This window comes from Flavobacterium sp. P1_E4 (assembly GCF_056405915.1).
In genome coordinates this window covers 65,228-91,113 of the sequence record NZ_JBFUBE010000003.1, presented here as the reverse complement: position 1 = coordinate 91,113, position 25,886 = coordinate 65,228, and the positions used below count along the sequence as shown (strand labels likewise).

Below are 25,886 nucleotides of genomic sequence, written 5' to 3'. Positions count from 1 at the left end.
ATAAGTGAAAAGCAGTACTTTTGTTAAAAATTTTTAAGATGGACGAGATTCTAAAGTATTTTCCTAACCTATCTGATATTCAGGTAGAACAGTTTCAAAAATTGGATTTTTTATACCACGATTGGAATGAAAAAATCAATGTTATTTCACGTAAAGATATTGATTCGTTGTACACTAAACATATATTGCATTCACTGGCCATAGCCAAAGTAAATAAGTTTGAACCTGGAACTTATGTGCTTGATGTAGGAACCGGTGGTGGATTTCCAGGAATTCCATTGGCTATTCTTTTTCCTGAAACTCGTTTTTATTTGATTGATGTTATTGCCAAGAAAATAAAAGTTGTTCAAGCTGTTGCTGAAGCCTTAGAACTAAAAAATGTCAAAGCCGAACAACTTCGTGCCGAAAATGTAAAAGGTGATTTTGATTTCATAGTAAGTCGTGCAGTGACTAATATGCCTGATTTTGTTTCTTGGATAAAAACTAAAATCAAGAAGCAAAACAAGCATGAATTAAAAAACGGTATTCTTTATTTGAAAGGTGGTGATTTAACCGATGAACTAAAAGATTTCCCAAAAGCGACAGAATACAATATTTCGGATTTCTTTGAAGATGAGTTTTTCGAGACTAAGAAAGTGGTCCATTTGCCTTTGAAGTTTGTGGTGTAAGTCTGAAAAACGAAATTTTGAAAGTCATAAGGTAAAAAGCCGAATCTTAAATTTAAGATTCGGCTTTTACATTTCAATGTGTTAGAGTAGTATAATTTTGAAACGAACTCCATTCATCCTCTATTATTTTTCGTTCATGTACTTTTATTTGCTCAATCTGTATTAGAGGAATACCTTTACAATAGCATTAAAAACTTTTGTATTGAAAACAATTAGAACAATATCTACCTATTGGAAAATTCAACTCATTGGATGGATTACCACTTCTTTGTATTGGGGGATCTCGGCTTTTTTTAATGGTAATTTTATTTGGAAAATAGGAATAGCAGATTTAATACTGGATGTGTCTATCGGTATTACATTGACGCATATTTACAGAAATTTTGCTTTAAAAAATGGATGGAATAAATTAAATCTAAAAACGTTAGTTCCAAAGATTATAGTTAGTGTTTTGGTACTTTCCTTATTGTACATGTTTCTGATTGTTGGAAAACTTTATCTAGTACGTTTGTTTATTTTAAAAAGTGCTCCCGTTTCATTTTTAGAATTTTTCAAATCTACACAACTGCAGGTTTTTATCACGGGTACTAGACTAATGTCTATTTGGGTTTTGGCATATCACCTTTATCATTATTCAAGACTTGAAATAGAAACAGTAAAGGAAAATGCTCGATTGTCAATTATAATAAAAGAGGCACAGTTGAATAGTCTGACTGCACAGCTTAATCCCCATTTCTTTTTTAATTCACTTAATAATATAAAGTTTTTGGTATTGGAAAATCCACATTCGGCTAGGAGAGCAATTGATTTGTTGTCGGAGTTATTGAGGAATTCCTTAAACAGTAATATTGAGAGATTAGTATCCTTAAATGACGAAATAAACCTTGTCAAAGATTATTTGGAATTAGAGAAAATACGATTTGAAGAACGTTTGCAAACAAAAATTGAAACAAATCTAGATTTATCAAAACATTTAATTCTGCCTTTGAGTATTCAAACGTTGGTTGAGAATGCAATAAAACATGGAATTGAAAAAAGAAAAAGTGGTGGATTCATTAATATAAAAATTGAAATGGAGGATAATTTTATAAAAATCAGTGTTCAAAACTCGGGAAAGCTAAGTAGAGAGATTAAAGATTCGGGTATTGGATTAAATAACCTGAGAGAGAGGTTATTGCTGCAATATAACGGAAATGCCTCTTTTGAAATTACAGAAATGAAAGACGAAACGGTTTTAACAGCTATTTTACTTCCATCCGAATGAAAAAGATAAAAGTTGTAATAGTAGATGATGAACGTTTATCAAGAGAAGAACTGAAAAGAGCATTAAAAGTATATGAAGACTTTGTTCTTATAGGTGAGGCTGAAAATGCCGATCAAGCTAAGGATTTGATCGAAGCGAAAATGCCTGATTTAATTTTTTTAGATATTCAAATGCCTGAGAAATCCGGTTTCGATTTATTGGAGTCATTAGATAATGTGCCAGCTGTACTATTTACTACTGCTTATAACCAATATGCTGTACAGGCATTTGAAGTAAATGCTCTGGACTATTTAATGAAACCCATACGAGAGGAACGTTTTGCAAAAGCAATTGAAAAAATAAGGAATACTATAAACCTGAAATCCTCTTTAAATAATTCTGAAACGAAAGATCGAAAAATTTTCATTAAGGATGGGGAGAAACGATTCTTTATCCAATTGGATGAAATTTATTTAATTGAATCACTTGAAAATTACACTAGACTTTTTTTTCAAGGTAAAAAAGCCCTGCAAAGGCGTTCGCTCCGCCAATGGGAAGAGATGTTGGATGGAAATATTTTTTTTAGAATAAACAGAACCGAAATTGTAAATATTAAATATATCCAAGAAGTTAATACAACAATCAGCGGAAGGCTAGAAGTAAAGCTAAAAACTGGAGAGCTATTAGAAGTGTCAAACCGCCAATCAGCCAAATTCAAAAATATTAATAGCATTTAAATTTGGGCGTGACCCTCCGTAAAAACTACGGGTCGGGCTTTTCGCTCCCGCTTTTTTTTATTTGGCGAAGAAAAATCGCCAAATAAAAAAAGAGCTTCACTGCAATCCCTCGCGCAAAATAACTGCTAAGAATGCGTTTAGTATTATTCAAGAGCTACTTATCATATGATTAAGCAACTTTTTATGCTTTAAAAAATAACTACCTAAAAAAAGATTTAATGAAACCAATTTTAAACTTTGTATTTCTAATTTTAATATTATCAAATGCGTTCTCACAGCAAACTAGTGTAACAAAATCGGAAGATGTAAAAAGTGCTTATGATATTCAAGACAGTGTGATGATCAAAACCCGAGACGGTGCATTTATATCAGGAATGGTAGTTCGGAAAAAAGGAATCATTACTCCAAAACCTGTCATCCTTCAATATACCATTTATGTTAGGGACAAAGGCAGAGATATCAAATCCTTAAAAGAAGCAGCAGACAACGGTTATGTAGGCGTAATTGCCTATACAAGAGGTAAACGGTTTAGTCCAAATGAAATATTCCCTTATGAAAATGACGCTAACGATGCTTATGATGTCATTGATTGGATCAGTAAACAAGAATGGTGTAACGGAAGCGTTGGGATGTTTGGCGGTAGTTATAATGGATTTACACAATGGGCTGCTTGTAAAAAAAAGCACCCTGCACTTAAAACCATTGTGCCTTATGTTGCTAACAGGCCCGGAATGGGACTTCCAATGGAAAATAACGTTTCTGTAAATCCCAATTATGAATGGTCGTTTTATGTTGGGAATAATAAATATTTAGATACCATTGCGGGAAATGATAGGCAACGATTTAGAAATATGCAAAACAAATGGTGGGAAAAAGGTGTTGCCTATAAAAAAATGGACAGTATTGACGGAAGTCCCAATAGGCTGTTTCAGAAATGGATAGGCCATCCCTCATTTGACGAATATTGGCAGAAAATGGCACCATACGGAAAAGAATTTGCACAAATAAGTATTCCTGTGTTAGCTTTTGACGGGTATTACAACGATTCTCAAAATTCAGGTTTGTATTATGTAAGAGAGCTTCAGAAATATAATCCAAAAACTCCAGTCTACGTAATTATTGGGCCGTATGGTCATTTTGGTACTCAAATTGGTGGCGAAATTAATTTGTATGACTACAAGGTTGATTCAACAGCAATGATCAATACCAAAAAAATAACGTATCAATGGTTTGATTATATTCTAAAAAATGGCACGAAACCAGAAATACTGAAAGACAAAATTAACTATGAAGTAATGGGAGCAAATGAGTGGCGAAGTGCGCCTTCTCTTGATAAAATGAGCAATGGTTTCTTGAAGATGTATTTGACTGATAGCAAATCGGGGAATTTTTACGCTTTAAATCCTAAAAAGCCAATTCAGAAAAATTATTTGTACCAAGAAGTTAATTTTGCAGACAGAGAAACACAGAATAATGATTATTATCCTGATCCTATTATCCGAAAAGAGATTGATACAAGCAACGGATTTGTTTTTATAAGTGAACCTTTAAAAGAACCAATGTTGGTTAACGGTTCTTTTTTTGGAGAAATAAAAGCAAGTATCAATAAAAAAGATTTCGATATGGGAGTCACTTTATATGAATTAATGCCTAACGGAGACTATTTTCATTTGTCTTATTTTTTAGGTCGTGTCAGTTATGCTAAAGATATTGCAAAAAGGAATTTGTTAAAACCAAATAAAATAGAATCGATTCCTTTTTCGAATACGCATTTGGTCAGTAAACAATTAAGTAAAGGCAGTCGTTTGCTTGTGGTTATCAATGTCAATAAAAATCCATTTTCTCAATTGAATTATGGTACAGGTAAAGAAGTTAGCGATGAAACTATTGAGGATGCAAAAGAACCGTTAAAAGTAAAATGGTATAATGATAGTTATGTAAAGATTCCTATTTGGAAATAAAAGTTTTAAATGAATAAAATTAAAAGCCACAAATTTCATTTGAAATTTGTGGCTTTTTTATAAATCTAAAATTAGATTATTCTCCCAAAAAAGKATATCTATAATCTGTTGGAGTTACGAATGTTTCTTTGATTGTTCTTGGAGAAGCCCAACGCAATAAGTTCAATGCAGAACCTGCTTTGTCGTTAGTTCCAGAAGCTCTTGCTCCACCAAATGGTTGCATTCCTACAATAGCTCCAGTTGGTTTGTCATTGATGTAAAAGTTTCCGGCAGCGTTTTGTAAAGCAGTTGTTGCTTCTTCAATAGCATAACGATCTTGACTAAAAACTGCTCCAGTTAAAGCATATTCAGATGTAGAATCTACCAATTTCAATGTTTCAGACCATTTAGCGTCTTCATAAACATAAATTGTCATAACAGGTCCGAATAATTCGGTTTCCATTGTTGTGTAATGTGGGTTTGTTGTTACGATTATTGTTGGTTCAACAAAGTAACCAACAGATTTGTCGTAATTTCCACCAACGATGATTTCTGCATCAGTATCTTTTTTGGCTTGGTCAATAAAGCTAGCCAATTTATCAAAAGATCCTTCATGGATTACAGCAGTAATAAAGTTACTGAAATCTTCTGGAGAGCCCATTTTCATTGATTTTGTATCAGTAATTAATTGTTCTTTAATTGCTGGCCATAAGCTTTGTGGCACATAAGCTCTTGAAGCAGCAGAACATTTTTGTCCTTGAAATTCAAATGCTCCACGAACGATTCCTGTAGCCACTTGTTTTGGATTAGAACTTGGGTGAGCAATGATGAAATCTTTACCACCAGTTTCTCCAACAATTCTTGGATATGTTTTGTAATGGTGAACGTTTGTTCCAATTTTCGCCCAGATATCTTTGAATACATGAGTAGAACCAGTAAAGTGGATTCCAGCAAAATCACGACTTGCCAAAACAGTGTCAGTAATCATCAATGCATCTCCAAAAACAACGTTAATTACACCGTCAGGAACTCCTGCTTCTTTGAATACGTCAATAATAACTTTAGTAGAGAATACTTGGCTGTCACTTGGTTTCCAAATCACAACATTACCCATCATAGCAGCACTTGCAGGCAAATTAGCAGCAATAGCAGTAAAGTTAAATGGAGTAATAGCGTATACAAAACCTTCAAGCGGTCTGTATTCTAAACGGTTCCACATATCGGATGCTGATTTTGGTTGATCAGCATAAATTTGTGTCATGAATTCTACGTTGAAACGTAAAAAATCTATCAATTCACAGGCAGCGTCAATTTCTGCTTGATGAATATTTTTGGATTGCCCAATCATTGTTGCGGCATTAATTTTTGCTCTGTAAGGACCGGCAATCAATTCAGCTGCTTTTAAGAAAATTGCTGCTCTTTGTTCCCAAGCCATATTTGCCCATGCTGTTCTGGATTCCAAAGCATTTGCAATAGCACTTTCTACGTGTGATTTTTCGGCTAAATGGTAAATTCCAACTACATGTTTATGATCGTGTGGAGCGGTCATGTTTTTGGTGTTTCCTGTTCTAATTTCTTCGCTACCAATATACAATGGAACGTCGATTTTAGTATTCCACATTTCTTTATACGCTGATAAAACAGCTGCTTTTTCTGGGGAATTAGGTGCGTATCCTTTTACGGGTTCGTTTACCGCTTTTGGTACATTGAAAAATCCTTTTAGCATATCTCTATAATTAAATATTAAACGATTATAAATTTGATGCAAAAGTACAAAGGAAAGATTTAAATTATGCTAAAAATGTCATAATTAAAGTCAAATTAATTCAATGCGAAAGGAGCGCAAAGTCTAAAAGTAGGCACTATAACTCTAAAAGATTTGGTTGAGGTAAAGTTAATCATATTGAAATAACCTTTCATGGCTCCATATGGAGATGATAATAAACATCCTGAACTGTAGGTGTGTTGTTCTCCCGGTTTCAAAACTGGTTTTTTCCCAATAACACCTTCTCCATCTACAAATTCTAAATCATTTAAAGAATCGAAGATTTCCCAATGGCGTGAAGTCAATTGGACAGAATCTTTACTATGGTTTTCGATTGTAATCTCATAACTAAAGGCAAAATGAATCTTATAGTTTTTGAAGTACGTTCCTTCAAAACTAGTCAATACCGAAATTTTAATGCCTCTTGTTATTTGTGAAACCATGTTAATGAGCTAATTAAGTGCTGTATGGCAACAAATCTACGAAAAAAATGAATATTTTATTTAAAAATTTTCAAAGTTTTCTAATTTGTTATGTTTAATGAAGTGGCGGTTCCGCGGCCGATGACTTTTTCGTATCGATCGCTGCTTCCTTTGTAATAAACTAAAACAGTATATTCATTTTCAGTTTGATAAAAATTTCCATCAATTGCATGTTCCTGGTCGATAAATCCTTTGCTGTTTACCGACATGTATTGGTAGTTTGTAAATCCTTGTTTGATTAAAATCGCTTTTTCATAAAGACCATTTTTGGAATTAAAATCCATTTTATTTTCTGGAGTAAAGCTATAATTATTGAACATTCCAACAATATAGATAGAAGAATTTGGATTGGCTAAAGGAGCTGATAAACTGAAGTAAACCCAAGAATAATCCGCCTCAATGGTGTTGTTTTCACCGTCTATTTTTCGGATAGAGAAATTTCCATTAATGTCTGAATAGTTTGTGTAGGGGAAATTAGCTTTGTCATTATTGGTATATAAATGAGTATTATAAATGTCATTGTCTGAGTTGACAAAACTCACATAGTTATTGGCGTTTTTGAGGTCTTTGGAATCAAAATTCAAAAATTCGTTTCCACCCCAAAACTGTGTTTCCTGATCATATTTATAAACAAAATTATTGCTGACTGTGTATTGTGGAGGAACATTTTTTATGGCGGTGCTGAATTTCCCATTTTGAAGCAAAAGTACTTTAAGGTTTTGCATTGGGTTTTGAAACAATATTTGATCTCCAGTTTTGATTTCAAAATCTAAATTATGTTTCGTATAAATGTTTTTCACTGTTCGAGCCTTTCTAATTCTTAAAGGAACAGACACCAAGTCTTCATATAAAATGAAATATCTTTTCATAACCACTTCTTTATCCGAATTTAAGATAGTAAGAACATAATTGCCACTTAAGAGTATTTTACTATAGTTATTAGGAATTGATAACTTATAATGGGTGAAAATCTGTAACGTGTTGAAAGAATTGACAGTTTCCTGTATTTTTTGGCTGTCAAAACCGGACAGATATTCACTTTTTGGAATGTCTGTAGGAACCCAATTGTAATCGCAATGGGTGATTTCATAATAGTAGTCGGCTTCATTGCCAAATAAATCATCAAATTCAAAATCAAATCGTTCCCCCAATCTGAATATGGGAACTACGTTTTGATTGTTTTGAATAAAAGAAACCGTTTTGATATTATAAGGAGGTGCTATTTCATTCACTACTTGGGCAGTGAGAGTGAGGCAAAAGAAAGAAAAAAGTAAAACAGCTATTGATTTCATTATTAACTATCGTTCATGAATTGTAAATATACAAATAAACGAAAATTATAATGATATATTTGATTGGACTAGTAAACAGGATTATTTGTCTATTCTAATATGAAACTCAAATTCTCCTCAATCTCGGCACTAATATAATTTTCGTCTAAAAGCGAATCGGCTAATAGTTTTTTGCTTTCCTGCAAACGGATGATTTTTTCTTCAACGGTATTTTTGGCGATAAACCGAATCACATTTACTTTATTCAATTGTCCAATTCGATGCGCACGGCCAATTCCCTGTTTTTCCGAAAAAGGATTCCACCAGGGATCCAAGAAAACAACATAAGAAGCTTTAGTGATGTTGAGGCCAACGCCACCTGCTTTCAAAGAGATGAAAAATAACAACGGTTTTTCTTGTTCCTGAAAACGATTGACTTGATATTCTCTTTCTTTCAAAGGAGTTTCTCCAGTTAGTTCACAAAAATCAATTTTGTTTTCCTTACACCAAGATTTATAAAAATCCAAATTAGACACAAACGAACTGAAAACAATTGTCTTTTGACTGGATTGCACCAAAGTTTCCAAATATCGAGTCACGGCAATATATTTCCCTGAATCCATTTCCGATTTGGAATCAATCATTTTTGGGTGATTGCTCAATTGTCTCAAACGCATCAAGGTATTGATGATATTGATTTTATCAACTCCAGAACCATCAGTTTTTAATAACGAGTTTCGGGCTTTGGATTTTTCTTCTTCGTACAACTTCTCTTGTTCAGGTTCCATTTCACAATAGAAAATCTGTTCGGAAAGTTCCGGTAAATCTTTTAAAACCTGTTCTTTGGTACGTCGTAAAATAAAAGGACTAATGAGATTTTTTAGTTCTAATAAACTGCTCTCGTCCTGTTTTTTCTCGATTGGAAATTTATAATTTTCGGCAAAAAAGGAATAGCTACCCAATATATTTGGATTGATAAATTGCATTTGCGACCACAAATCATCGAGTGAATTCTCTATCGGAGTTCCGCTCAATGATATTTTATGATTGGCTTTTACTTGGTTGATTGCCTTGAAAATTTTGGAGTTTTTGTTTTTGATGTATTGACTTTCGTCCAAAATTAAATACCTGAAATTGTATTTTTCCAAAATTGAAATATCTCTCGAAACGATAGCGTAACTGGTAAAAATCACATCATATTTTTCCAGTTTTTTAGAAAGCATTTTTCGGTCGTTGCCAATGTATTGCACTCGTCGAAAATGCGGAGTGAATTTCCGGGCTTCGTTATACCAGTTAAAAACCAAAGACGATGGCAGAACAATCAATGCTTTTAGGTATTCTTTAGGCATTACAATTTCGTTTCCAAACAAATCCAACTGAACGTTTTCGGCTTTTTCAAAATCCAATTGTTCTTGTACTGCTACCAATGTAGCTAAGGTTTGCAGTGTTTTCCCTAATCCCATATCGTCGGCTAAGCAAGCTCCCAAGCCATTGTTGTAATGTTCTAAAAGCCATTTGACTCCATCAATTTGATATGGTCTCAATGTCGCTTTTACCAAAGGTGAAGGCTGGTATTCTATGTCTGCTTTAAAATTAGCGGAGCCTTTAAGTTCGGGAATGTGTTCCAGAACAGCAAAATTGCTTTTTAGCAAAGTAAGATTTCCGTTTTGAACTTTTGCGAGTTTTGCCATTGGACCGTAAAGTGTCATCCATTCCAGTGGAATCAAAAAGTAGTTGCCGTTTGGCAAAAGAAAGAGTCGATTTCGGTTTTTTATGTTTTCAATAATTTCACTGAAACTAAATTCAAATGCTTCACATACGACTATCATTTTGATGTCAAACCAATCGCTTTTGACTTCATTCGAGAATTGAATATTCACTTTGTGAGAGTCAATTTTCATGCTGTCAATTTTTAAATCTTTAATTGAAAAACCTTTATATTCGAGAATTTCCTGATTTTCTATCGCCCATTGGACGGTTGCGAATGGATCTTGTTTTTCTTCCTTTTGCGAAAGCTGAAACAAGCTATTTTCAGTTTTTGATAAGCCGATTTCCAGTAATTTGTTTTCAAATGATGCTTCTTCGGATGTTCTTTTATATTGAATCACTTTGATTTCATCCAAATTACGAATGTCAATTTCGGAATGGATTTTCTTAGCCTTGCTATTGTCAAAACTAAAACCGTCGTAGTCGAATAAAAGATTGAGAAAATAAGTATTTTTGAAAAAGTCGTGCGCAAGTTGGAGAGAACAAGAACTAATCTTGTCCTTTAGTTCAACAGCAAATCCGGTGGCTTTTATATTTGCTTTTTTTGCAATGTCCTTGATGAATTTCTCAAAATAGTCAGGAACCAATTTTGACGGAATCTCGACGGATTTTTTTGTCAAAAAAGGAGTAATTTTTTTAGTGTTGATGTCTTTTAGTCGGTACAATTTATGATACGCAACTAACCATCCCGGTTCGTCCAAAAGAAGAGTGATCGTGGTATTTGAAGGGTAGAACTCAGTAGTCTCATCCTTTAAAAGTAAGGTGTAAGAAATTCCGTTTTCGTGCTTGTCAAATTCAAGACTGGTTTCTAATGCTGTGTTTTTAGAGGCAATTTGGCTAATGCGAAAATCTTTTTCTTTTCCCAAATTCAGCGAAATTGGAAAATCGCCTTGAGAAACTAAAGAGTAAAACTGGTCTAAATTAGTTTGTATGAATTGCCGAATCCCGAATTCCAGTTTGCTGTCTTTAAGTAAATCCTCTATGTTTTTGGACGATTTACTGTTTTTGCTGAATTTCTTGAAAATCACTTCAGGCTTAAGTGCTTCACAAAGAGATAAAACATTTTTAGTGTTTATGTCTAAATTTTCAAGAATAATTCCAAAACTTTGAAGGACTTCGGGGCTCGCTTTCTTGTCCAAATAAGTTATGGCTTCAGAATGTCCAACAATATAAGCGGTCGGAATATATGTATTTAGTCTTTTCTCAAAACTAATATCAAAACAGAACTGAAAGTTATTCTCGTTTTTCAATTGGAATTATTTTTAGGGCTATAAATCTATAGTGGCTGGTTTTTCAATTGCCTCCAGCTTTAGCTGGAGGAACAAAATTGGTATAGTTGTTAAATGGCTTTAGCCAAAATAGATTGCTATTTTGGCTAAAGCCATTTTGATATACATTAAATTTTCCTCCAGCTAAAGCTGGAGGCAATTTAAAGCTATAGTCAATAAAACTTTGAAGATGTTTTTTATTTAAAACAAACAGGGATGATTTCGCCTTTTGCCAAACAATATTTTTCAACCAATTCGGGAGCTATTTTATTCGTGTAATCTTCTTCAACAACGGTAAAACCAATGCTTCTTAGTTTGTCAAAATAATCAAGGCCATAAATGCGTACGTGATCGTATTGTCCAAATATTTTGGCGCGTTCTTTCTGGTCTGTAATCGTATCGTCAGCAAAGGTTACTGCTCTTTTCAAATCTTGTGGGATTTGCAAAATAGCCATTCCGCCCGGTTTTAAAACGCGATACAATTCCTGCATGGCTTTGGTGTCATCCGGAATGTGCTCCAATACGTGATTGCAAAGAATAACGTCATATTGATTGTCTTCAAAAGGCAAATTACAAATATCTGCCTTCACGTCCGCCAATGGCGAAAACAAATCGGTTGTGGTATAATCCAGGTTTTTTTGCTTGCGGAACATTTTATAAAAAGCCTGTTCAGGTGCAAAATGTAATACTTTTTTGGGAGCGGTAAAAAAATCGGTTTGCTCGTTTAGGTACAACCAAAGCAAACGATGTCTCTCCAACGAAAGCGTACTTGGTGAAAGCACATTATTGCGCTGTGTTTCGTACCCGTAAGGCAAGAACGATTTGAAACTTTTCCCATCAATTGGGTCGGTATAAGTATCTCCTTTTAATGAAAAAGCAATAAAAGGGCGTGCGACATAACTCAACCTAATTAATAAAGGACGAGGGATGGTATTGAGTATAAGTTTAAAGGCTTTTTTCATAGTTATTACGCAGAGATTCACAAAGAAAACACAGAGATTCGCTAAGTTTTTTAGAAATTCGAATTTGAATTTATAAATCGTTTTATATTATTTCTTAAAATTTTAGAATTGTAGTTGATTAATAACCCTAATGGATAGTTGCCTAATTTTAAATAGGTGAGTATTTGTGCAAAATGAACAGAAGTGAAACTTTCTACAGTCTTTAATTCAATAACTAATTTGTCTTCAATAAGTAAATCAATTCTGTAACCGTGGTCAAGTGTAATGTCTTTATAAATTATCGGGAGAGTTATTTCTTTTTCAACTTTTAAACCCGCTTTTTTAATTTCATAATAAAGACATTGTTGATATGCTGATTCTAAAAGGCCTGGGCCCAATTGTCTGTGAACTTCAATTGCTAAACCAATTATTTTATATGAAAGGGATTCTAAGTCTACAGGAATTTTTGATAGTTCTTCGTTCATTTTTATTGCTATAATTTAAACTAAAATCTTTGTGAATCTCTGTGTTTTCTTTGTGAATCTTCGTGAAATTATTTAAAGAACCAACGGCACTTTTCTAAATTCATCTTCTTCATTGCTCACAATTCCCAGTTCTTTGTAGATATAGGCAAACGTCGATAAAATCTCAGGTTTTCCGTCAATAATCGCTACGTCGTGTTCAAAATGTGCAGATGGTTTTCCATCAGCAGTGGTGATTGTCCAGCCGTCTTTGTGCTGTTTGATGTTTTTGGTTCCCAAATTAATCATTGGTTCAATAGCGACAACCATTCCTTCGATGAAAAGTTTACCACGACCTCTTTTTCCGTAATTAGGCATCTCTGGATCTTCGTGCATTTTTTGTCCTACACCGTGACCAACCAGCTCTCGAACCACACCATAACCATGCGCTTCGGTATATTTTTGGATAGCATTTCCAACATCTTCTACACGGTTTCCAACACGCAATTCACGGATTCCAACGTATAGAGATTCTTTGGTAACTTGAAGTAATTTTTTTGTTTCAGGTGCAACCTCGCCAATTTCAAAAGAGTAGGCATGGTCTCCGTGGTATCCGTTTTTGAAAGCACCGCAGTCAACCGAAATTACATCGCCACTTTCTAATGGTTTGTTGTTTGGGATTCCGTGTACCACCTGTGAATTTGGACTCATGCACAATGAATTCGGGAATCCATAAAGTCCAAGGAAACTTGGTACTGCACCATGGTCCCTGATAAATTCTTCGGCTCTTTTGTCTAGATATAATGTTGTAACTCCTTCTTTTATTTCAGAAGCTATCATTCCTAACGTTTTTGATACGATCAATGCACTTTCGCGCATTAATTCTATTTCCTCACGGGTTTTTTGAATAATCATATTTTCGAATTTTCAGTGTGCAAAAGTACAATTTTAAAATTATTTCTTTTGTGTTGATTTAGTTTTAATTTTTATACTTAATAGCAAGGATAAGTGAATTTTGCAATTAATTTTTTAAAGTATAGTTTTTTAAATGCTTAAATTAGCTAATAAATCAATTTGTTAACTATGGATGGATCTCTAGAACAGGAAAACAGTAAGAAAGAGCAAGATTTGGATAGAATGAAAAGAAATGCATTAATTCTTTTGGGATTTGCCGTGGTTCTTTTTGTGGTTGCTAATATTTATAAGATTGATTGGTTGAAGGCTTTGAGTGAAGCGGCAATGGTGGGAGGTATTGCCGACTGGTTTGCAGTCGTGGCTTTGTTTAGGCATCCGCTTGGGATTCCGATACCGCACACGGCTTTGATTCCTAGTAATAAAGATAAAATTGGGGAGAATCTCGGGGATTTTGTTTCAGGAGAGTTTTTGACTCGAGAAAAGTTAGAAGTCAAAATTGAACAATTTAATGTAGCTGTAAAAGCTTCGGATTGGTTGATTGATGATAAAAATGCTAATCTCGTGGCTAATTTAATTGTAGAAAATGTGATTCCTGGTGTTTTAAAAACAATAGATGATGAGGAGGTGAAGCATTTTGTACATAGTCAATTTAGTGATAAATTAAGTAAAGTGAATTTTGGGGAATGGATTGCTATTGGTTTGGAATCATTGGCCAAAAGTGAAAAGCAAGAGGAATTGGTGACCAATGTTCTGAAAACACTTATTGTAGAATTGCAGAACAATAAGCATTTGATTGAAGAAAAAGTAAAGAGTTCGACTCCATTTCTATCTTTTGGCTTGGCTGACAAAAAAATAACTGAAGGTGTTTTTAATGGATTGTACGATTTTCTGGAACAAGCCAGTCATCAGGATAGTGACATTCGTAAAAGAATAAATGACTATGTAATGCGTTTTGTAACAGAGTTGAGGGATTCTGTAGAAATGCAGAAGAAGGTCAATGATTTGGTTCTTGGCTTTGCCAATAAAAAAGAAGTGCAGGAATATATAAGCGGTATTTGGTTGGAAATTAAAACGGCTATCAACAATGATTTGGCTCAAAAAGAGAAATCAACTATAAAAAAAGGCATTGCTAATATGATTCAGGGTTTTGGAAAAGGAATACAAAACGATCAGTTGATGATGGGTAAGATTAATGATTTTATCAAGAATGATGTATTATCAGTGCTTATCAATAATAAAAAAATGATTGGCGATTTGATATCTTCTACTGTGAAAAGTTGGGATACAGATGAGGTTTCCAAAAAGTTGGAACTGGAAATAGGAAGCGATCTTCAATACATACGTATTAATGGAACTCTTGTGGGAGGTTTGGTAGGGCTCTTGATTTATGCAGTCGAGTGTGTGTTGGAAAGTTTTGTAATGTGAAATTTTAGAATAAAAAAAACCCCAAATTTTCATTTGAGGTTTTTGGAGCGAAAGACGAGGCTCGAACTCGCGACAACCAGCTTGGAAGGCTGGAGCTCTACCAACTGAGCTACTTTCGCATTAATCATTAAAATTTACCCTTTACAATCAAAAAAAATTGATCTTAGAGCGAAAGACGAGGCTCGAACTCGCGACAACCAGCTTGGAAGGCTGGAGCTCTACCAACTGAGCTACTTTCGCATTACTGAGGTGCAAAGATAAATAATAAAAACAGTTATTTGCAAATTTTTTTTTGAAAAATAAATCGACATTCCTCATTCCAGTTTACAACCGTTTTAAAATTAAAATGTTATACTTTTATTTTTTTTAAATTACCATGCAAAACATCGAAAAAATTACCGATTTAGAGACCTATTCCGTAAGGCATGCTGTTCTTAGAAAAGGAAAACCAATTGAAACTTGTCAATTTGAAGGTGATGATTTACCTTCAACTAGTCATTTTGGGTATTTTCTAAATAATGATTTAGTAGGAATTATATCTATTTTTAAAAATAATAATGACATCTTTGCAGCCAATAACCAATATCAAATTCGAGGAATGGCTGTTTTAGAATCACATCAAAAAAAAGGAATCGGAGAATTACTGGTTAAACATTGTGAAGCATATTGTGAAAAACTGCAATCTGATTTAATTTGGTTTAATGCCAGAACAGCTGCAGTTGGCTTTTATGAAAAATTAGATTACGCCAAAGTTGGAACGGCTTTTGAAATCAAAGATGTTGGTGAGCATTATTTAATGTCAAAAAGCATAAGTAATGAATAAGTTTTATTTGTTTATTGTTTTTGCAGTTTTAATAAGTTGCAAAAAAGAGCCTATTCTAAATTTGGACTCTTTTAAAATATCCGACCCTACAGACAAAGAAGGCGAAGTTATTGAAATAGATACTCTATTGATTACTCCTTTTAAAAGCAAATCACTCATGGAATTTTATAGATCCAGAGACAATCAAACTGTATGGCAATCTGAAAAAAATAGAATGATCATTCTTGAAACCATAAAGAGATGTGAAATAGAAGGGTTGAATCCATTAGATTACAATATTTCAAAACTAGAAAGCCTCGAAAAAAGCTTCAATGATTTAGATGAAGAAGAGCAAGTTAATTATGATTTGCTGCTTACTTATAATTTTGAAAAATACCTTACTCATCTTCATAACGGGAAACTTAATCCAAGGAAATTATACAGGAATTGGGACTTACATATTGATGAACTAGACACCAACTCTATTTTGAATAATGCTTTGGAAAAAGATTCTCTTATTTGCATAACAGAAAAATTTGAGCCAAAAGCGTTGACTTATATGAAATTGATAAAAGCTTTGGAACTCATTAACGAATTTCCTGAAGATAAAACACAGCCCATAGATACTTCGACTGTATTAAGACACAATCATAATAATAGGGCAATAATCAATATCAAAAATAAATTACTCTATTGGAAAGATTTGGAAAGTAAAGACAGTGTTACTTCTTTGTATGATGATAAAACGTTTGAAGCAGTCAAGAAATTTCAAAATCGACATGGTTTGATTTCGGATGGTGTAATTGGTAAAAGCACGATAAAAGCGCTCAATTTTACCAAGGAAGAAAGAAAGCATCAGATAATAGTTAATCTGGAGCGCTGGAGGTGGTTTTCCAAATCATTTGCTCAAAATTATGTGCTAATTAATATTCCTAATTACAGTTTAAATGTAGTCGAAAACCAAAACACGACTATGAGTAAGCGCATTGTCGTTGGAAAAAATAAAAGAAGGACACCAGTATTGACTTCGGTGTTGCAAACGATTGTTTTTAATCCTACTTGGACAGTGCCACCAACTATATTAAAAGAGGATATAATTCCTGAATTGATCAAAGATAGAAACTACTTGAAAAATAAGGGGATTGGAATCTATGACTCTGATACCAATGAAGTTGATCCGAAAAAATGGGATGAAAACCGACCAAGAGGATATCGTTATATCCAAAAACCTGGTTATTACAATGCTTTGGGGGTTGTCAAAATTAATTTCCCCAATAGATACAGTGTTTATTTGCATGACACCAATCATCGTGATTTGTTTGAACGAAATTACCGTTCATTAAGTTCAGGATGTGTGCGTATTGAAGAGCCTTTAGAATTGGTAGAGCTTTTATTGGACAATCCAAAGAAATATTCAAAAGAAAAAATGGACTCCATCATTGCAACCAAAAAAACGCTGTTTATAGGTATAGCAAAACGCTATGCCATATACCAATGGTACTGGACGGCATGGAGTGAGAATGACGAATTGATTTTTAGAGAAGACATCTACAATCTAGATGCTGATTTATATAATCAATTACGAAACTAGTTTGAATTGTTTCGAATTATTTATGGAAGGATGATAGATATACAAGCAAGATTGTCCTTTTATCATCGTAATGATTTCTGAAGCAAATTCAAGAGGGACAGCAGGACATCCTTGGCTTCTTCCTAATCGTTTGTGATCTTTTATAAAGGATTCTGAAACATAATCGGCACCATGAATAACAACAGCTCTTTTACGTGCATAATCATTTAGGCCTTTTTCTAAACCATCAAGTTTTAGTGAGATACCGTGTTTTCCATTATAAACCTCTCCTGTTGCATAAAAGCCTAAACTACTTTTGAAGGACTCTGGTGTGTTAGAAAAATTATTTGCAAATTCCTCGCCCGTGTTTCTTCCGTGTGCAACTAAAGATTGAAAGAGTACTTCATTAGTTGATAAATTAATAATCCAAAGACGCTTTGCATTAGATGATAGACTAAAATCAACCAAGGTTAATATATCTCTTTTGATTAATCCTTTTTCTTTTAATTCATAAAACCCTTTCAATGCTTCGGCAAAACATTCTTCTTTGGGTAATTGAAATTGATTGACTTGTAATGAATTATAAACTAATTGAATCTTGCTGTCAATACTTGATATTACATTAGGAATGTTTTTTTTATTTGTAGCTATTTTGTCAATATTTGTGGTATTGCCTTTAAAGGACAAAGATAAAAACAGGTAGAATGTGGAGATAAAAATCTTATAAAGCATTGTATTTCATTTTGTTGTAAATTAATCTAGGGATTACAAATATACAAACAATTACAACCTAGCAAAATAAAAATGCATTTTGACGGCTAATTTTAACTTTTTGTCGATTTTTTTTTGCGAAAAATTACTTATGTCAGTATTTTATTAAAATATTATATTACATTTGGTTGTAAAATCAACAGTTTTTTATGACCATATTTAGAGGCAGTATTGTTTTTTTCGTAATTATTTGCACAAGTCTACTGTACGGTCAAAAAAAGACTCTTAATACGAAGTCTATTACAACTAAGATTTCTATTGATGGTAAAATAACTGAAGAGGCATGGAATTCGGCCGAAATTGCATCTGATTTTGTTATGTATCAACCCGATAACGGTAAGCCAATAAATGAAAATAAAAAGACAGAAGTAAAAGTAGTTTATGATAATGATGCAGTTTATATAGCTGCAACATTATACGATGAAAACCCAAGCAAAATAAAAAAGGAAATTACCAACAGAGATAGTTTTGGGGTGACCGATTATTTTGCAATATTTATTAACGGGTTTAACGATGGACAACAGGATTTTAGGTTTTATGTTACAGCAGCTGGGGTGCAGTTAGATTGTATTGCTACTGAAGATTATAAAGATTTTTCATGGGATGCTATTTGGGATAGTAAAGCAGTGATGACTGATAATGGTTGGGTAGTAGAAATGAAAATCCCTTATGCGGCAATACGTTTTTCAAATTCAAACAAGCAAACTTGGGGTATAAATTTCCTTAGAAATATTCAACAGGATGTTCAGGTGTATTCCTGGAACCGAATTGATACTAAAATTGGAGCCGAGCTTACGCAAAACGGTTTATTGGGAGGTATTGAAAATATCAAAACGCCAACTCGATTATTCTTCATTCCTTACGTTTCATTTTATAATCAAAATGACAATAGCCAGTCTGATAATACATTCAAAGGTGGGCTCGATATAAAATACGGAATTAATGATGCTTTTACTCTTGATGCGATTTTGGTTCCTGATTTTGGTCAAACCAAATTTGACAATGCCATTTTAAACCTCGAACCATTTGAACAAAAATTGGATGAAAACAGGCCTTTTTTTACAGAAGGAACGGAACTGTTTTCTAAAGGGAATCTATTTTATTCAAGAAGAATTGGAGGATATCCAAGTTCGGACCCAACAGTGAGAGAAAATGAGGAAATTACAGATTATCCAAGTACTGTCGATTTGCTTAATGCTATCAAAATATCTGGGCGTACCAAAAAAGGCTTAGGAATAGGTTTTTTGAATGCCATTACTGAAAAAACATATGCTACTATAAAAGACACTATAACTTCGGCTACCAGAAAAGAAGTTATTGAGCCTTTAGCTAATTACAACATATTTGTTTTGGACCAGCGCTTCAATCAAAATTCATCGGTGACTTTTATAAATACCAATACTATTCGAAACGGTAGTTTTAGGGATGCCAATGTTTCTGGACTTTTATTCGACTTGAACACCAGGAAAAACAGCTATAGTCTAAACGGGGATTTTAAATACAGCACGGTAAATACTTTCGAAGATTATGATGGCTATAAAACAGCCTTGAATTTTGAAAAAACAAGTGGTAAAATTCGATATGAAATTTCAGGAAAATACATTTCTGAAGATTACGACGTTAATGACCTTGGATTAATTTATTATACCAATTATCATGGTGGTTATGCCAATGCGAGCTATAGAATCTTAAATCCAACTTCTATTTTCAATACGTTTAAAATTCTTCAGGAAGCCAATTTAGAAATTCAAAACACAACAGGCAAAATACAAGATGACTACCTGAAAACGACCATAGGTGCGTCATCTTTAAAAAATGATAATTATGAATTTTCTTTACTTTACACACCTAAAGAAACATTTGATTTTTATGAACCCAGAGTTTATGGTCGCTATGTGTATGTGCCCAAAAGAATATATTCATATTTTGTATTTGAATTGAATAGAAATCATGCTTTTGTTTTTGATGCAACTGTTTCATTTGCGAAATACAATGAAGAAAATAGGTATACTTATGAGATCTACTTAAACCCTAAATACCGATTCAATAATCAATTTTCGTTAGAATATGCCTTAGATTATACCTCTAAAAGTAATGAGAGAGGTCGCGTGGGCTATGACGATTCGGGAATTGTATTTGCCGAAAGAAATAGAGCAATATTCCAAAATACCCTTACTGGAAAATTTGCTATTACAAATAGAATGGCTCTAAATCTGGATGTCCGCTACTACTGGTCTTATGCAGATAATCATGAGTTCTTTACCTTACAAGACGATGGTTATTTAACTCCAAATCCTAATTATAATCTTAACAAAAACAAAAATTTTAACTCTTGGAACTTAGACTTATCCTACTCATGGTGGTTTGCTCCTGGAAGTGAAATGATAGTTCAGTATAGGAATTATGCTTTGGAAGAAACTAATCAAGTTGAGAAAGATCTTTCGACCAACTTGTCAAGTATTTTTAATAGCAATTTGACGAATATTTTTTCTGTTAGCGTTCGCTATTACATTGATTATAATGTTATAAAAAATAAATTTTAATCATTTTTTTACAAAACTGTAACATAAACAGTATTCAATAGTCTATTGATGCAACGTTTGTTAAATTTTACGTCTCAATTTAGAATCGGATTTAATATTCTTATGGCATCTAAAATTATTGTTTTCATGAAAAAGTATTATTTCTTTTGTTTTTTTTTATTTTCAACTTTGATGTATAGTCAGAAGAAATCTTTGCAGACAAAATATATTACTGAAAAAATAAGTTTAGATGGAAAATTAGACGAAACAATTTGGCAATCGGTTCCTATTGCAACTGATTTTGTTATGTTTCAACCTGATAATGGTAAGTCAATTCCAGAAAATAAAAGAACTGAAGTTCGAGTTTTGTATGATAATGAGGCTATTTATATTGGAGCCTTGATGTATGACGACGAGCCGAGCAAAATATTAAGGGAAATTAACAAAAGGGATAATTTTGGAGCAGCTGATTTTTTTGGTGTTTTTATTAATGGTTATAATGATGGACAGCAGAATTTTCAGTTTTTTGTAAATGCCGCAGATGGACAAGCCGATTGTTTGGCAACCGACAGTAATGGAGAAGACTATTCTTGGGATGCCGTTTGGGACAGTAAAGCGGTTATTACTTCTTTTGGGTGGGTTGTAGAAATGCGAATTCCTTATTCTGCTTTGCGATTTTCTAGTGAAAGTAAACAAACTTGGGGCGTTAACTTTTTTAGGGAAATACGTAGAGACCGACAGAAATATTCGTGGAATTTGATCGATAATAAAATAGGAACATTTACCCAACAAAATGGGACTGTGGATGGGATCGAAAACATAAAAACACCTACAAGACTTTTCTTTTTGCCATATGCTTCTTTTTATACGTATGCTAGTGCCGACCAAAAAACCTACGGCGAATTAAAAGGTGGTTTGGATATTAAGTATGGAATAAATGGTGCCTTCACTCTTGATGCGATGCTTATTCCTGATTTTGGGCAAACCAAATATGATGACCGAATTCTGAATTTGTCTCCTTTTGAACAGCAATTCAATGAAAATCGCGCTTTTTTCACCGAAGGGACTGATTTGTTCAGCAAAGGAAATCTTTTCTATTCCAGAAGAATCGGAGGACCTCCTTCCTATTCTCCAGAGACGAAAACTAATGAAGAAATAATAGAAAATCCAACGACTGTAGATCTTTATAACGCTACCAAAATATCAGGTAGAACAAAAGGTGGTCTGGGAATTGGATACCTAAATGCTGTCACCCAAAAGACATACGCAACTATTAAAGATACCATTACTCAAGAAACACGTAGGGTTTTAGTGGAACCACTGACTAATTATAATGTTTTGGTTTTTGACCAACGTTTTCATAAAAATTCTTCGATGTCTTTAGTAAATACAAATGTAACAAGGAACGGCTCTTTTAGGGATGGTAATGTAACGGCCTTGGTTTGGGATTTAAACACTGTCAAGAATACTTATAATTTATCTGGAAATTTTGAATATAGTTATGTGAATGATATTGAAAGTAATAAAGATGGGATCAACACGACTTTTAATTTTGCCGAGACGAGTGGGAAATATCGCTCTAATTTTGGGGCTAACTTGGTTACAAAAGACTTTGACAGCAACGATTTGGGAATTATTTTTGAAACCAATTATTATAGCTTTAATGGATTTACGAGTTACAGAATTCTTAGTCCAACCAAATTATTCAATTCATTCAATACGAATATTAATGGCTATACCCAATTTCAGAAAGAAACGGGTAAATTACAATCTGATCAATTTAATCTGAACGTAAATACCACTACAAAGAAGAACCACTATATTGGATTTGGGTTAGAATATCGTCCAGTTGAAACCTATAATTATTATGAGCCAAGGACAGAAGGCCGTTACAGTATTGATCCAACCCGTTTTGGAAGCTGGTTTTCGTTATCTACGAATTACAACAATAAATTTGCAGTTGATTTCAATCCGTCTTTTGCAGTGTTAAATGAAACGAAAAGAACAACATATAGTTTTTATTTAAGTCCAAGATATCGTTTCAATGACCATTTGGCATTAAACTATGAATTTAATTTTTTTCGACAAAATAATAACAAGGGATATGTTGACAGCAGTTCCGATAATGATGCTTTGGCTCCCAATACTATAATTTATGCAAATCGGAATGTAGTTAATTATACCAATAACATCAATGGGAAATATTCGTTGAACAGTAAAATGAATTTTGATTTATCTGCCCGTTATTATTGGTCTTACACCGAGAATAAAGATTTTTATATGTTAGAAGACAACGGACGACTAACTCCTTATGCTGGTTATACTGATAATAAAAATCAAAATCTGATTACTTGGAATTTGGATGTGTCGTACAATTGGTGGTTCGCACCTGGAAGTCAATTGACAATTTTGTATCGAAGTAATGCCTCAAAATATGATAATTTAATCAATAAAGATTTTGGAAACAATTATACTAGTTTACTTAACAATGAAGATTTAAGCCATGTGATTTCCGTTAGCGTAAAATATTTCATTGACTATAATCAAGTCAAAAATATTTTCTAGTTAGTGTTGATTTAAAATAAATTTTCACATCAAAAGTAATATTTTTTAATAGGATAAAATTCTCCTCAAAATCCTGGTTTTTCAGACTGGATTTCTGAGGATTTTTTTTGCGTTTTTTTTATAAAAAGCCACTTTTTACAACACAATTTCAAGTATTTGTTGTACTTCTCTTTTTTATGTACAATAGTAGTTTTGACAAACTTATATTTTTTTGGAATACTTTATCTTTGCAAAAAATTTCATACCATGAACAAAAAAGTAATTTTAATGATTTTAGACGGTTGGGGGAAATCACCTGACCCGAAAGTTTCTGCAATTGATAATGCAAATGTTCCGTTTATAAATAGTCTCTATACAAAATATCCAAGTGCACAACTTAGGACTGATGGTTTACACGTTGGTCTTCCTGAAGGACAAATGGGAAACAGCGAAGTAGGGCATATGAACCTTGGAGCTGGAAGAATTGTTTACCAAGATTTGGCGAAAATCAATCTTGCTGTTGAACACAAAACTTTGGTAAAAGAACAAGTACTTATTGATGCTTTCGAATATGCCAAACAGAATAATAAAAAAGTACATTTTTTAGGATTGCTTTCTGACGGTGGAGTTCACTCACATACTTCTCACTTGCGTGGATTAATTGATGCCACTCAAGATTATGGATTGCAAAATGTATTTGTACATGCTTTTACGGACGGTCGTGACGTAGATCCTAAATCAGGAAAAAAATATGTACAAGATCTTGAAAATTATATCGCAAACACTACTGTGAAATTGGCTTCTGTGATTGGACGTTATTATGCAATGGATCGTGACAAGCGTTGGGAAAGAGTAAAACTTGCTTACGATTTAGTTGTAAACGGGACTGGAACTCATTCAACTAATGCCTATGAAAGCATAAAAGAAAGTTACAAAAATCACGTGACAGATGAATTCATTGCGCCGACGGTTATGGTCGATGAAAATGATAAGCCTATTGCAACTATCCAGGAAGATGATGTGGTTATTTTCTTCAATTTCAGAACTGATAGAGGACGTGAATTGACCGAAGCGCTTTCGCAAAAGGATTTCCACGAGCAAAACATGCACAAATTAAAACTGTACTATGTAACGCTAACCAACTATGATGAAACATACGAAAATGTAAAAGTGGTTTATAATAAAGACAACATCACGGAAACATTAGGTGAAGTTTTGGAAAAAGCCAACAAAAAACAGATTCGTATTGCCGAAACAGAAAAATATCCTCACGTAACATTCTTCTTTTCTGGAGGGCAGGAAACTCCTTTTGAAGGCGAAAGCAGAATATTAAGAAACTCTCCAAAAGTAGCCACTTACGATTTGCAACCAGAAATGAGTGCTTATGAATTGAAAGATGCTTTGGTTCCTGAATTAAACAAGGGAGAAGTTGATTTTGTATGTTTAAACTTCGCCAATGGTGATATGGTTGGACATACAGGAGTTATGAGTGCTGCTATAAAAGCGTGTGAAGCTGTTGATGCTTGTGTAAAAGAAGTTATTGAAGCGGCCCTTGCAAATGATTATACAACTATTGTAATTGCGGATCACGGTAACTGTGAAACAATGATTAACCCTGATGGTTCTCCAAACACTGCTCACACAACCAATCCTGTGCCAATTATTTTGGTAGACAAAGATTTAAAAACTATTCACGATGGAGTTTTAGGAGATATTGCACCTACTGTTCTTGCTTTGATGGGAATCGAGCAGCCAGCAGCAATGACTTGTCATTCGCTGTTATAAAATAAAATTTAATGCATAAAAAAAGAGACCAAATTCTAAAATTGGTCTCTTTTTTATTTTTAAGAAATTAAGTTTCTTTAAGAATGTTTTATTTTAATGAACTTAAATCACTTCCGCTGGCTAATTCTTCGGGTAATTGGTTTTGTCTAAAAAGACGTGCCTGCAAATTTCCTTTGAGAGTAATTTTTTCTCCTTTTACGTCTAACCAACTTCCTTCTCGTAATCCTAATACGGGCAAAGTGTTAAAGGCATGAAATTCTTTGATTCTCGTTTCTCTCGTTTCTCCCATATGCTTAGATTGGTCATCTGGATCCAAATAATGAGGATTCAAATTGAACGGAATCAATCCTAAAGTTTGAAAACTAGGCGGATAAATAATAGGCATGTCGTTGGTCGTTTGCATCGTTAATCCGCAAATATTACTTCCTGCACTGGTTCCCAAATAAGGGGTTCCACTTTTAACAGTATCAGCAAGAATTGTCATTAGGTCGTTTTTGTATAATTGGGTTACAAGCAAGAAAGTATTGCCACCGCCAGTAAAAATACCTTCTGATTTTTGAATGGCTTCTTTCGGATTTTCAAATTCATGAACACCTTTTACTGCTATGTTTATTTTGGCGAAAGCCGTAGCAACTTTAGAAGTGTATTCATCATGTGATATACCGCTCGGTCTTGCAAATGGAATAAACAGAATTGTTTTACAATCCTTAAAATGCGATTGTAATTCAGGTAATAAATACTCTAGGTATTCTCCTTCATGCAAGGTTGAAGTACTTGCTATAATGCAGTTTTTCATTTTATATGCTGTGTAAAATTCTGTGTAAAGGTATAAAATGATTGTTTTTTAATATATAAAGAAGCGTTTTTAATTAACAAACTTTTATCAACTCATTAGTAAATATTTTGGATGGGATTGGGATACTTTTACATTTTGCAAATGAAGTTACGATGAAATTTTTTCGACCTAAAAAAATAAAATTGTGATTACTCGCCAAAAAAATGGACTGTC

At 33.4% G+C, this 25,886-nt stretch carries 19 protein-coding genes and 2 tRNA genes; 10 read left to right on the top strand and 11 right to left on the bottom strand.

Annotated features, from left to right (window positions below; translation table 11 throughout):
* Positions 1-38: 38 nt before the first annotated feature.
* From rsmG to AC1DY0_RS04020, 4 genes are all read left to right on the top strand, one after another.
* Positions 39-668, top strand: coding sequence for a 16S rRNA (guanine(527)-N(7))-methyltransferase RsmG (gene rsmG / locus AC1DY0_RS04035; RefSeq protein WP_477187385.1), 630 nt, complete (start codon positions 39-41; stop codon positions 666-668).
* A gap of 202 nt (positions 669-870) precedes the next feature.
* Positions 871-1,932: a sensor histidine kinase gene (locus AC1DY0_RS04030; RefSeq protein WP_477187384.1), complete on the top strand. Its 1,062-nt coding sequence runs from the start codon at positions 871-873 to the stop codon at positions 1,930-1,932.
* Positions 1,929-2,648 carry a LytR/AlgR family response regulator transcription factor gene (locus AC1DY0_RS04025; RefSeq protein ID WP_477187383.1) on the top strand — a complete coding sequence of 240 codons (720 nt, stop codon included), beginning with the start codon at positions 1,929-1,931 and terminating at the stop codon, positions 2,646-2,648. Before AC1DY0_RS04030 ends, AC1DY0_RS04025 begins: the two co-directional genes overlap by 4 nt.
* 218 nt (positions 2,649-2,866) lie before the next feature.
* Positions 2,867-4,609 carry a CocE/NonD family hydrolase gene (locus AC1DY0_RS04020; protein WP_477187382.1) on the top strand — a complete coding sequence of 581 codons (1,743 nt, stop codon included), beginning with the start codon at positions 2,867-2,869 and terminating at the stop codon, positions 4,607-4,609.
* 76 nt (positions 4,610-4,685) lie between these two features.
* Here AC1DY0_RS04020 and pruA read toward each other — a convergent pair whose 3' ends face one another.
* The 7 genes from pruA to map form a co-directional block, all read right to left on the bottom strand.
* Positions 4,686-6,314, bottom strand: coding sequence for an L-glutamate gamma-semialdehyde dehydrogenase (gene pruA / locus AC1DY0_RS04015; RefSeq protein ID WP_477187381.1), 1,629 nt, complete (start codon positions 6,312-6,314; stop codon positions 4,686-4,688).
* A gap of 95 nt (positions 6,315-6,409) precedes the next feature.
* Complete coding sequence (gene apaG / locus AC1DY0_RS04010) at positions 6,410-6,796, bottom strand: Co2+/Mg2+ efflux protein ApaG (RefSeq protein ID WP_116796107.1); 387 nt, start codon at positions 6,794-6,796, stop codon at positions 6,410-6,412.
* A gap of 80 nt (positions 6,797-6,876) precedes the next feature.
* Positions 6,877-8,127: a type IX secretion system plug protein gene (locus tag AC1DY0_RS04005; protein WP_477187380.1), complete on the bottom strand. Its 1,251-nt coding sequence runs from the start codon at positions 8,125-8,127 to the stop codon at positions 6,877-6,879.
* 89 nt (positions 8,128-8,216) lie between these two features.
* Positions 8,217-11,123, bottom strand: a complete 2,907-nt coding sequence (locus AC1DY0_RS04000) for a DEAD/DEAH box helicase (protein ID WP_477187379.1) — start codon at positions 11,121-11,123, stop codon at positions 8,217-8,219.
* Positions 11,124-11,338: 215 nt separating this feature from the next.
* Complete coding sequence (locus AC1DY0_RS03995; RefSeq protein ID WP_477187378.1) at positions 11,339-12,103, bottom strand: methyltransferase domain-containing protein; 765 nt, start codon at positions 12,101-12,103, stop codon at positions 11,339-11,341.
* 50 nt (positions 12,104-12,153) lie between these two features.
* On the bottom strand, positions 12,154-12,567 hold the full coding sequence (locus AC1DY0_RS03990; RefSeq protein WP_477187377.1) for a GxxExxY protein: 414 nt from the start codon (positions 12,565-12,567) through the stop codon (positions 12,154-12,156).
* Between the two features lie 72 nt (positions 12,568-12,639).
* Positions 12,640-13,458, bottom strand: a complete 819-nt coding sequence (gene map, locus AC1DY0_RS03985) for a type I methionyl aminopeptidase (protein ID WP_477187376.1) — start codon at positions 13,456-13,458, stop codon at positions 12,640-12,642.
* Between the two features lie 168 nt (positions 13,459-13,626).
* Between map and AC1DY0_RS03980 the strand changes: the two genes are divergently transcribed.
* Positions 13,627-14,883, top strand: coding sequence for a DUF445 domain-containing protein (locus AC1DY0_RS03980; protein WP_477187375.1), 1,257 nt, complete (start codon positions 13,627-13,629; stop codon positions 14,881-14,883).
* A gap of 43 nt (positions 14,884-14,926) precedes the next feature.
* Here the strand turns inward: AC1DY0_RS03980 and AC1DY0_RS03975 are convergent.
* Both AC1DY0_RS03975 and AC1DY0_RS03970 read right to left on the bottom strand, forming a co-directional pair.
* Positions 14,927-15,002: transfer RNA gene (locus tag AC1DY0_RS03975), tRNA-Gly, on the bottom strand.
* A gap of 48 nt (positions 15,003-15,050) precedes the next feature.
* Positions 15,051-15,123 (bottom strand) — tRNA-Gly (locus AC1DY0_RS03970).
* A gap of 136 nt (positions 15,124-15,259) precedes the next feature.
* Here AC1DY0_RS03970 and AC1DY0_RS03965 point away from each other — a divergent pair.
* Positions 15,260-15,706 carry a GNAT family N-acetyltransferase gene (locus AC1DY0_RS03965; RefSeq protein ID WP_477187374.1) on the top strand — a complete coding sequence of 149 codons (447 nt, stop codon included), beginning with the start codon at positions 15,260-15,262 and terminating at the stop codon, positions 15,704-15,706.
* Complete coding sequence (locus AC1DY0_RS03960) at positions 15,699-17,276, top strand: L,D-transpeptidase family protein (RefSeq protein ID WP_477187373.1); 1,578 nt, start codon at positions 15,699-15,701, stop codon at positions 17,274-17,276. Before AC1DY0_RS03965 ends, AC1DY0_RS03960 begins: the two co-directional genes overlap by 8 nt.
* Here the strand turns inward: AC1DY0_RS03960 and AC1DY0_RS03955 are convergent.
* On the bottom strand, positions 17,265-17,987 hold the full coding sequence (locus AC1DY0_RS03955) for a murein L,D-transpeptidase catalytic domain family protein (RefSeq protein ID WP_477187372.1): 723 nt from the start codon (positions 17,985-17,987) through the stop codon (positions 17,265-17,267). The two genes, AC1DY0_RS03960 and AC1DY0_RS03955, sit on opposite strands and share 12 nt — an antisense overlap.
* A 188-nt stretch (positions 17,988-18,175) precedes the next feature.
* Here AC1DY0_RS03955 and AC1DY0_RS03950 point away from each other — a divergent pair, with 188 nt between their 5' ends.
* The 3 genes from AC1DY0_RS03950 (at position 18,176) to gpmI (ending at position 24,877) form a co-directional block, all read left to right on the top strand.
* Complete coding sequence (locus tag AC1DY0_RS03950; RefSeq protein ID WP_477187371.1) at positions 18,176-20,569, top strand: DUF5916 domain-containing protein; 2,394 nt, start codon at positions 18,176-18,178, stop codon at positions 20,567-20,569.
* A 126-nt stretch (positions 20,570-20,695) separates the two neighbouring features.
* Positions 20,696-23,113, top strand: a complete 2,418-nt coding sequence (locus AC1DY0_RS03945; RefSeq protein ID WP_477187370.1) for a DUF5916 domain-containing protein — start codon at positions 20,696-20,698, stop codon at positions 23,111-23,113.
* A 246-nt stretch (positions 23,114-23,359) separates the two neighbouring features.
* Positions 23,360-24,877 carry a 2,3-bisphosphoglycerate-independent phosphoglycerate mutase gene (gene gpmI / locus AC1DY0_RS03940; protein WP_477187369.1) on the top strand — a complete coding sequence of 506 codons (1,518 nt, stop codon included), beginning with the start codon at positions 23,360-23,362 and terminating at the stop codon, positions 24,875-24,877.
* Between the two features lie 88 nt (positions 24,878-24,965).
* Here gpmI and pepE read toward each other — a convergent pair whose 3' ends face one another.
* The gene (pepE, locus tag AC1DY0_RS03935; RefSeq protein WP_477187368.1) at positions 24,966-25,673 is read right to left on the bottom strand and encodes a dipeptidase PepE; all 708 of its coding nucleotides are present in this window, start codon (positions 25,671-25,673) and stop codon (positions 24,966-24,968) included.
* Positions 25,674-25,886 lie beyond the last annotated feature (213 nt).

Excerpts from the sequence above, each read along its gene's own strand:
- rsmG (WP_477187385.1), top strand. The coding sequence starts at position 39 with ATGGACGAGATTCTAAAGTATTTTCCTAACCTATCTGATATTCAGGTA.
- AC1DY0_RS04025 (WP_477187383.1), top strand. The coding sequence starts at position 1,929 with ATGAAAAAGATAAAAGTTGTAATAGTAGATGATGAACGTTTATCAAGA.
- AC1DY0_RS04020 (WP_477187382.1), top strand. The coding sequence starts at position 2,867 with ATGAAACCAATTTTAAACTTTGTATTTCTAATTTTAATATTATCAAAT.
- apaG (WP_116796107.1), bottom strand. The coding sequence starts at position 6,796 with ATGGTTTCACAAATAACAAGAGGCATTAAAATTTCGGTATTGACTAGT.
- AC1DY0_RS04005 (WP_477187380.1), bottom strand. The coding sequence starts at position 8,127 with ATGAAATCAATAGCTGTTTTACTTTTTTCTTTCTTTTGCCTCACTCTC.
- AC1DY0_RS03995 (WP_477187378.1), bottom strand. The coding sequence starts at position 12,103 with ATGAAAAAAGCCTTTAAACTTATACTCAATACCATCCCTCGTCCTTTA.
- AC1DY0_RS03990 (WP_477187377.1), bottom strand. The coding sequence starts at position 12,567 with ATGAACGAAGAACTATCAAAAATTCCTGTAGACTTAGAATCCCTTTCA.
- map (WP_477187376.1), bottom strand. The coding sequence starts at position 13,458 with ATGATTATTCAAAAAACCCGTGAGGAAATAGAATTAATGCGCGAAAGT.
- AC1DY0_RS03980 (WP_477187375.1), top strand. The coding sequence starts at position 13,627 with ATGGATGGATCTCTAGAACAGGAAAACAGTAAGAAAGAGCAAGATTTG.
- AC1DY0_RS03965 (WP_477187374.1), top strand. The coding sequence starts at position 15,260 with ATGCAAAACATCGAAAAAATTACCGATTTAGAGACCTATTCCGTAAGG.
- AC1DY0_RS03960 (WP_477187373.1), top strand. The coding sequence starts at position 15,699 with ATGAATAAGTTTTATTTGTTTATTGTTTTTGCAGTTTTAATAAGTTGC.
- AC1DY0_RS03955 (WP_477187372.1), bottom strand. The coding sequence starts at position 17,987 with ATGCTTTATAAGATTTTTATCTCCACATTCTACCTGTTTTTATCTTTG.
- AC1DY0_RS03950 (WP_477187371.1), top strand. The coding sequence starts at position 18,176 with ATGACCATATTTAGAGGCAGTATTGTTTTTTTCGTAATTATTTGCACA.
- AC1DY0_RS03945 (WP_477187370.1), top strand. The coding sequence starts at position 20,696 with ATGAAAAAGTATTATTTCTTTTGTTTTTTTTTATTTTCAACTTTGATG.
- gpmI (WP_477187369.1), top strand. The coding sequence starts at position 23,360 with ATGAACAAAAAAGTAATTTTAATGATTTTAGACGGTTGGGGGAAATCA.
- pepE (WP_477187368.1), bottom strand. The coding sequence starts at position 25,673 with ATGAAAAACTGCATTATAGCAAGTACTTCAACCTTGCATGAAGGAGAA.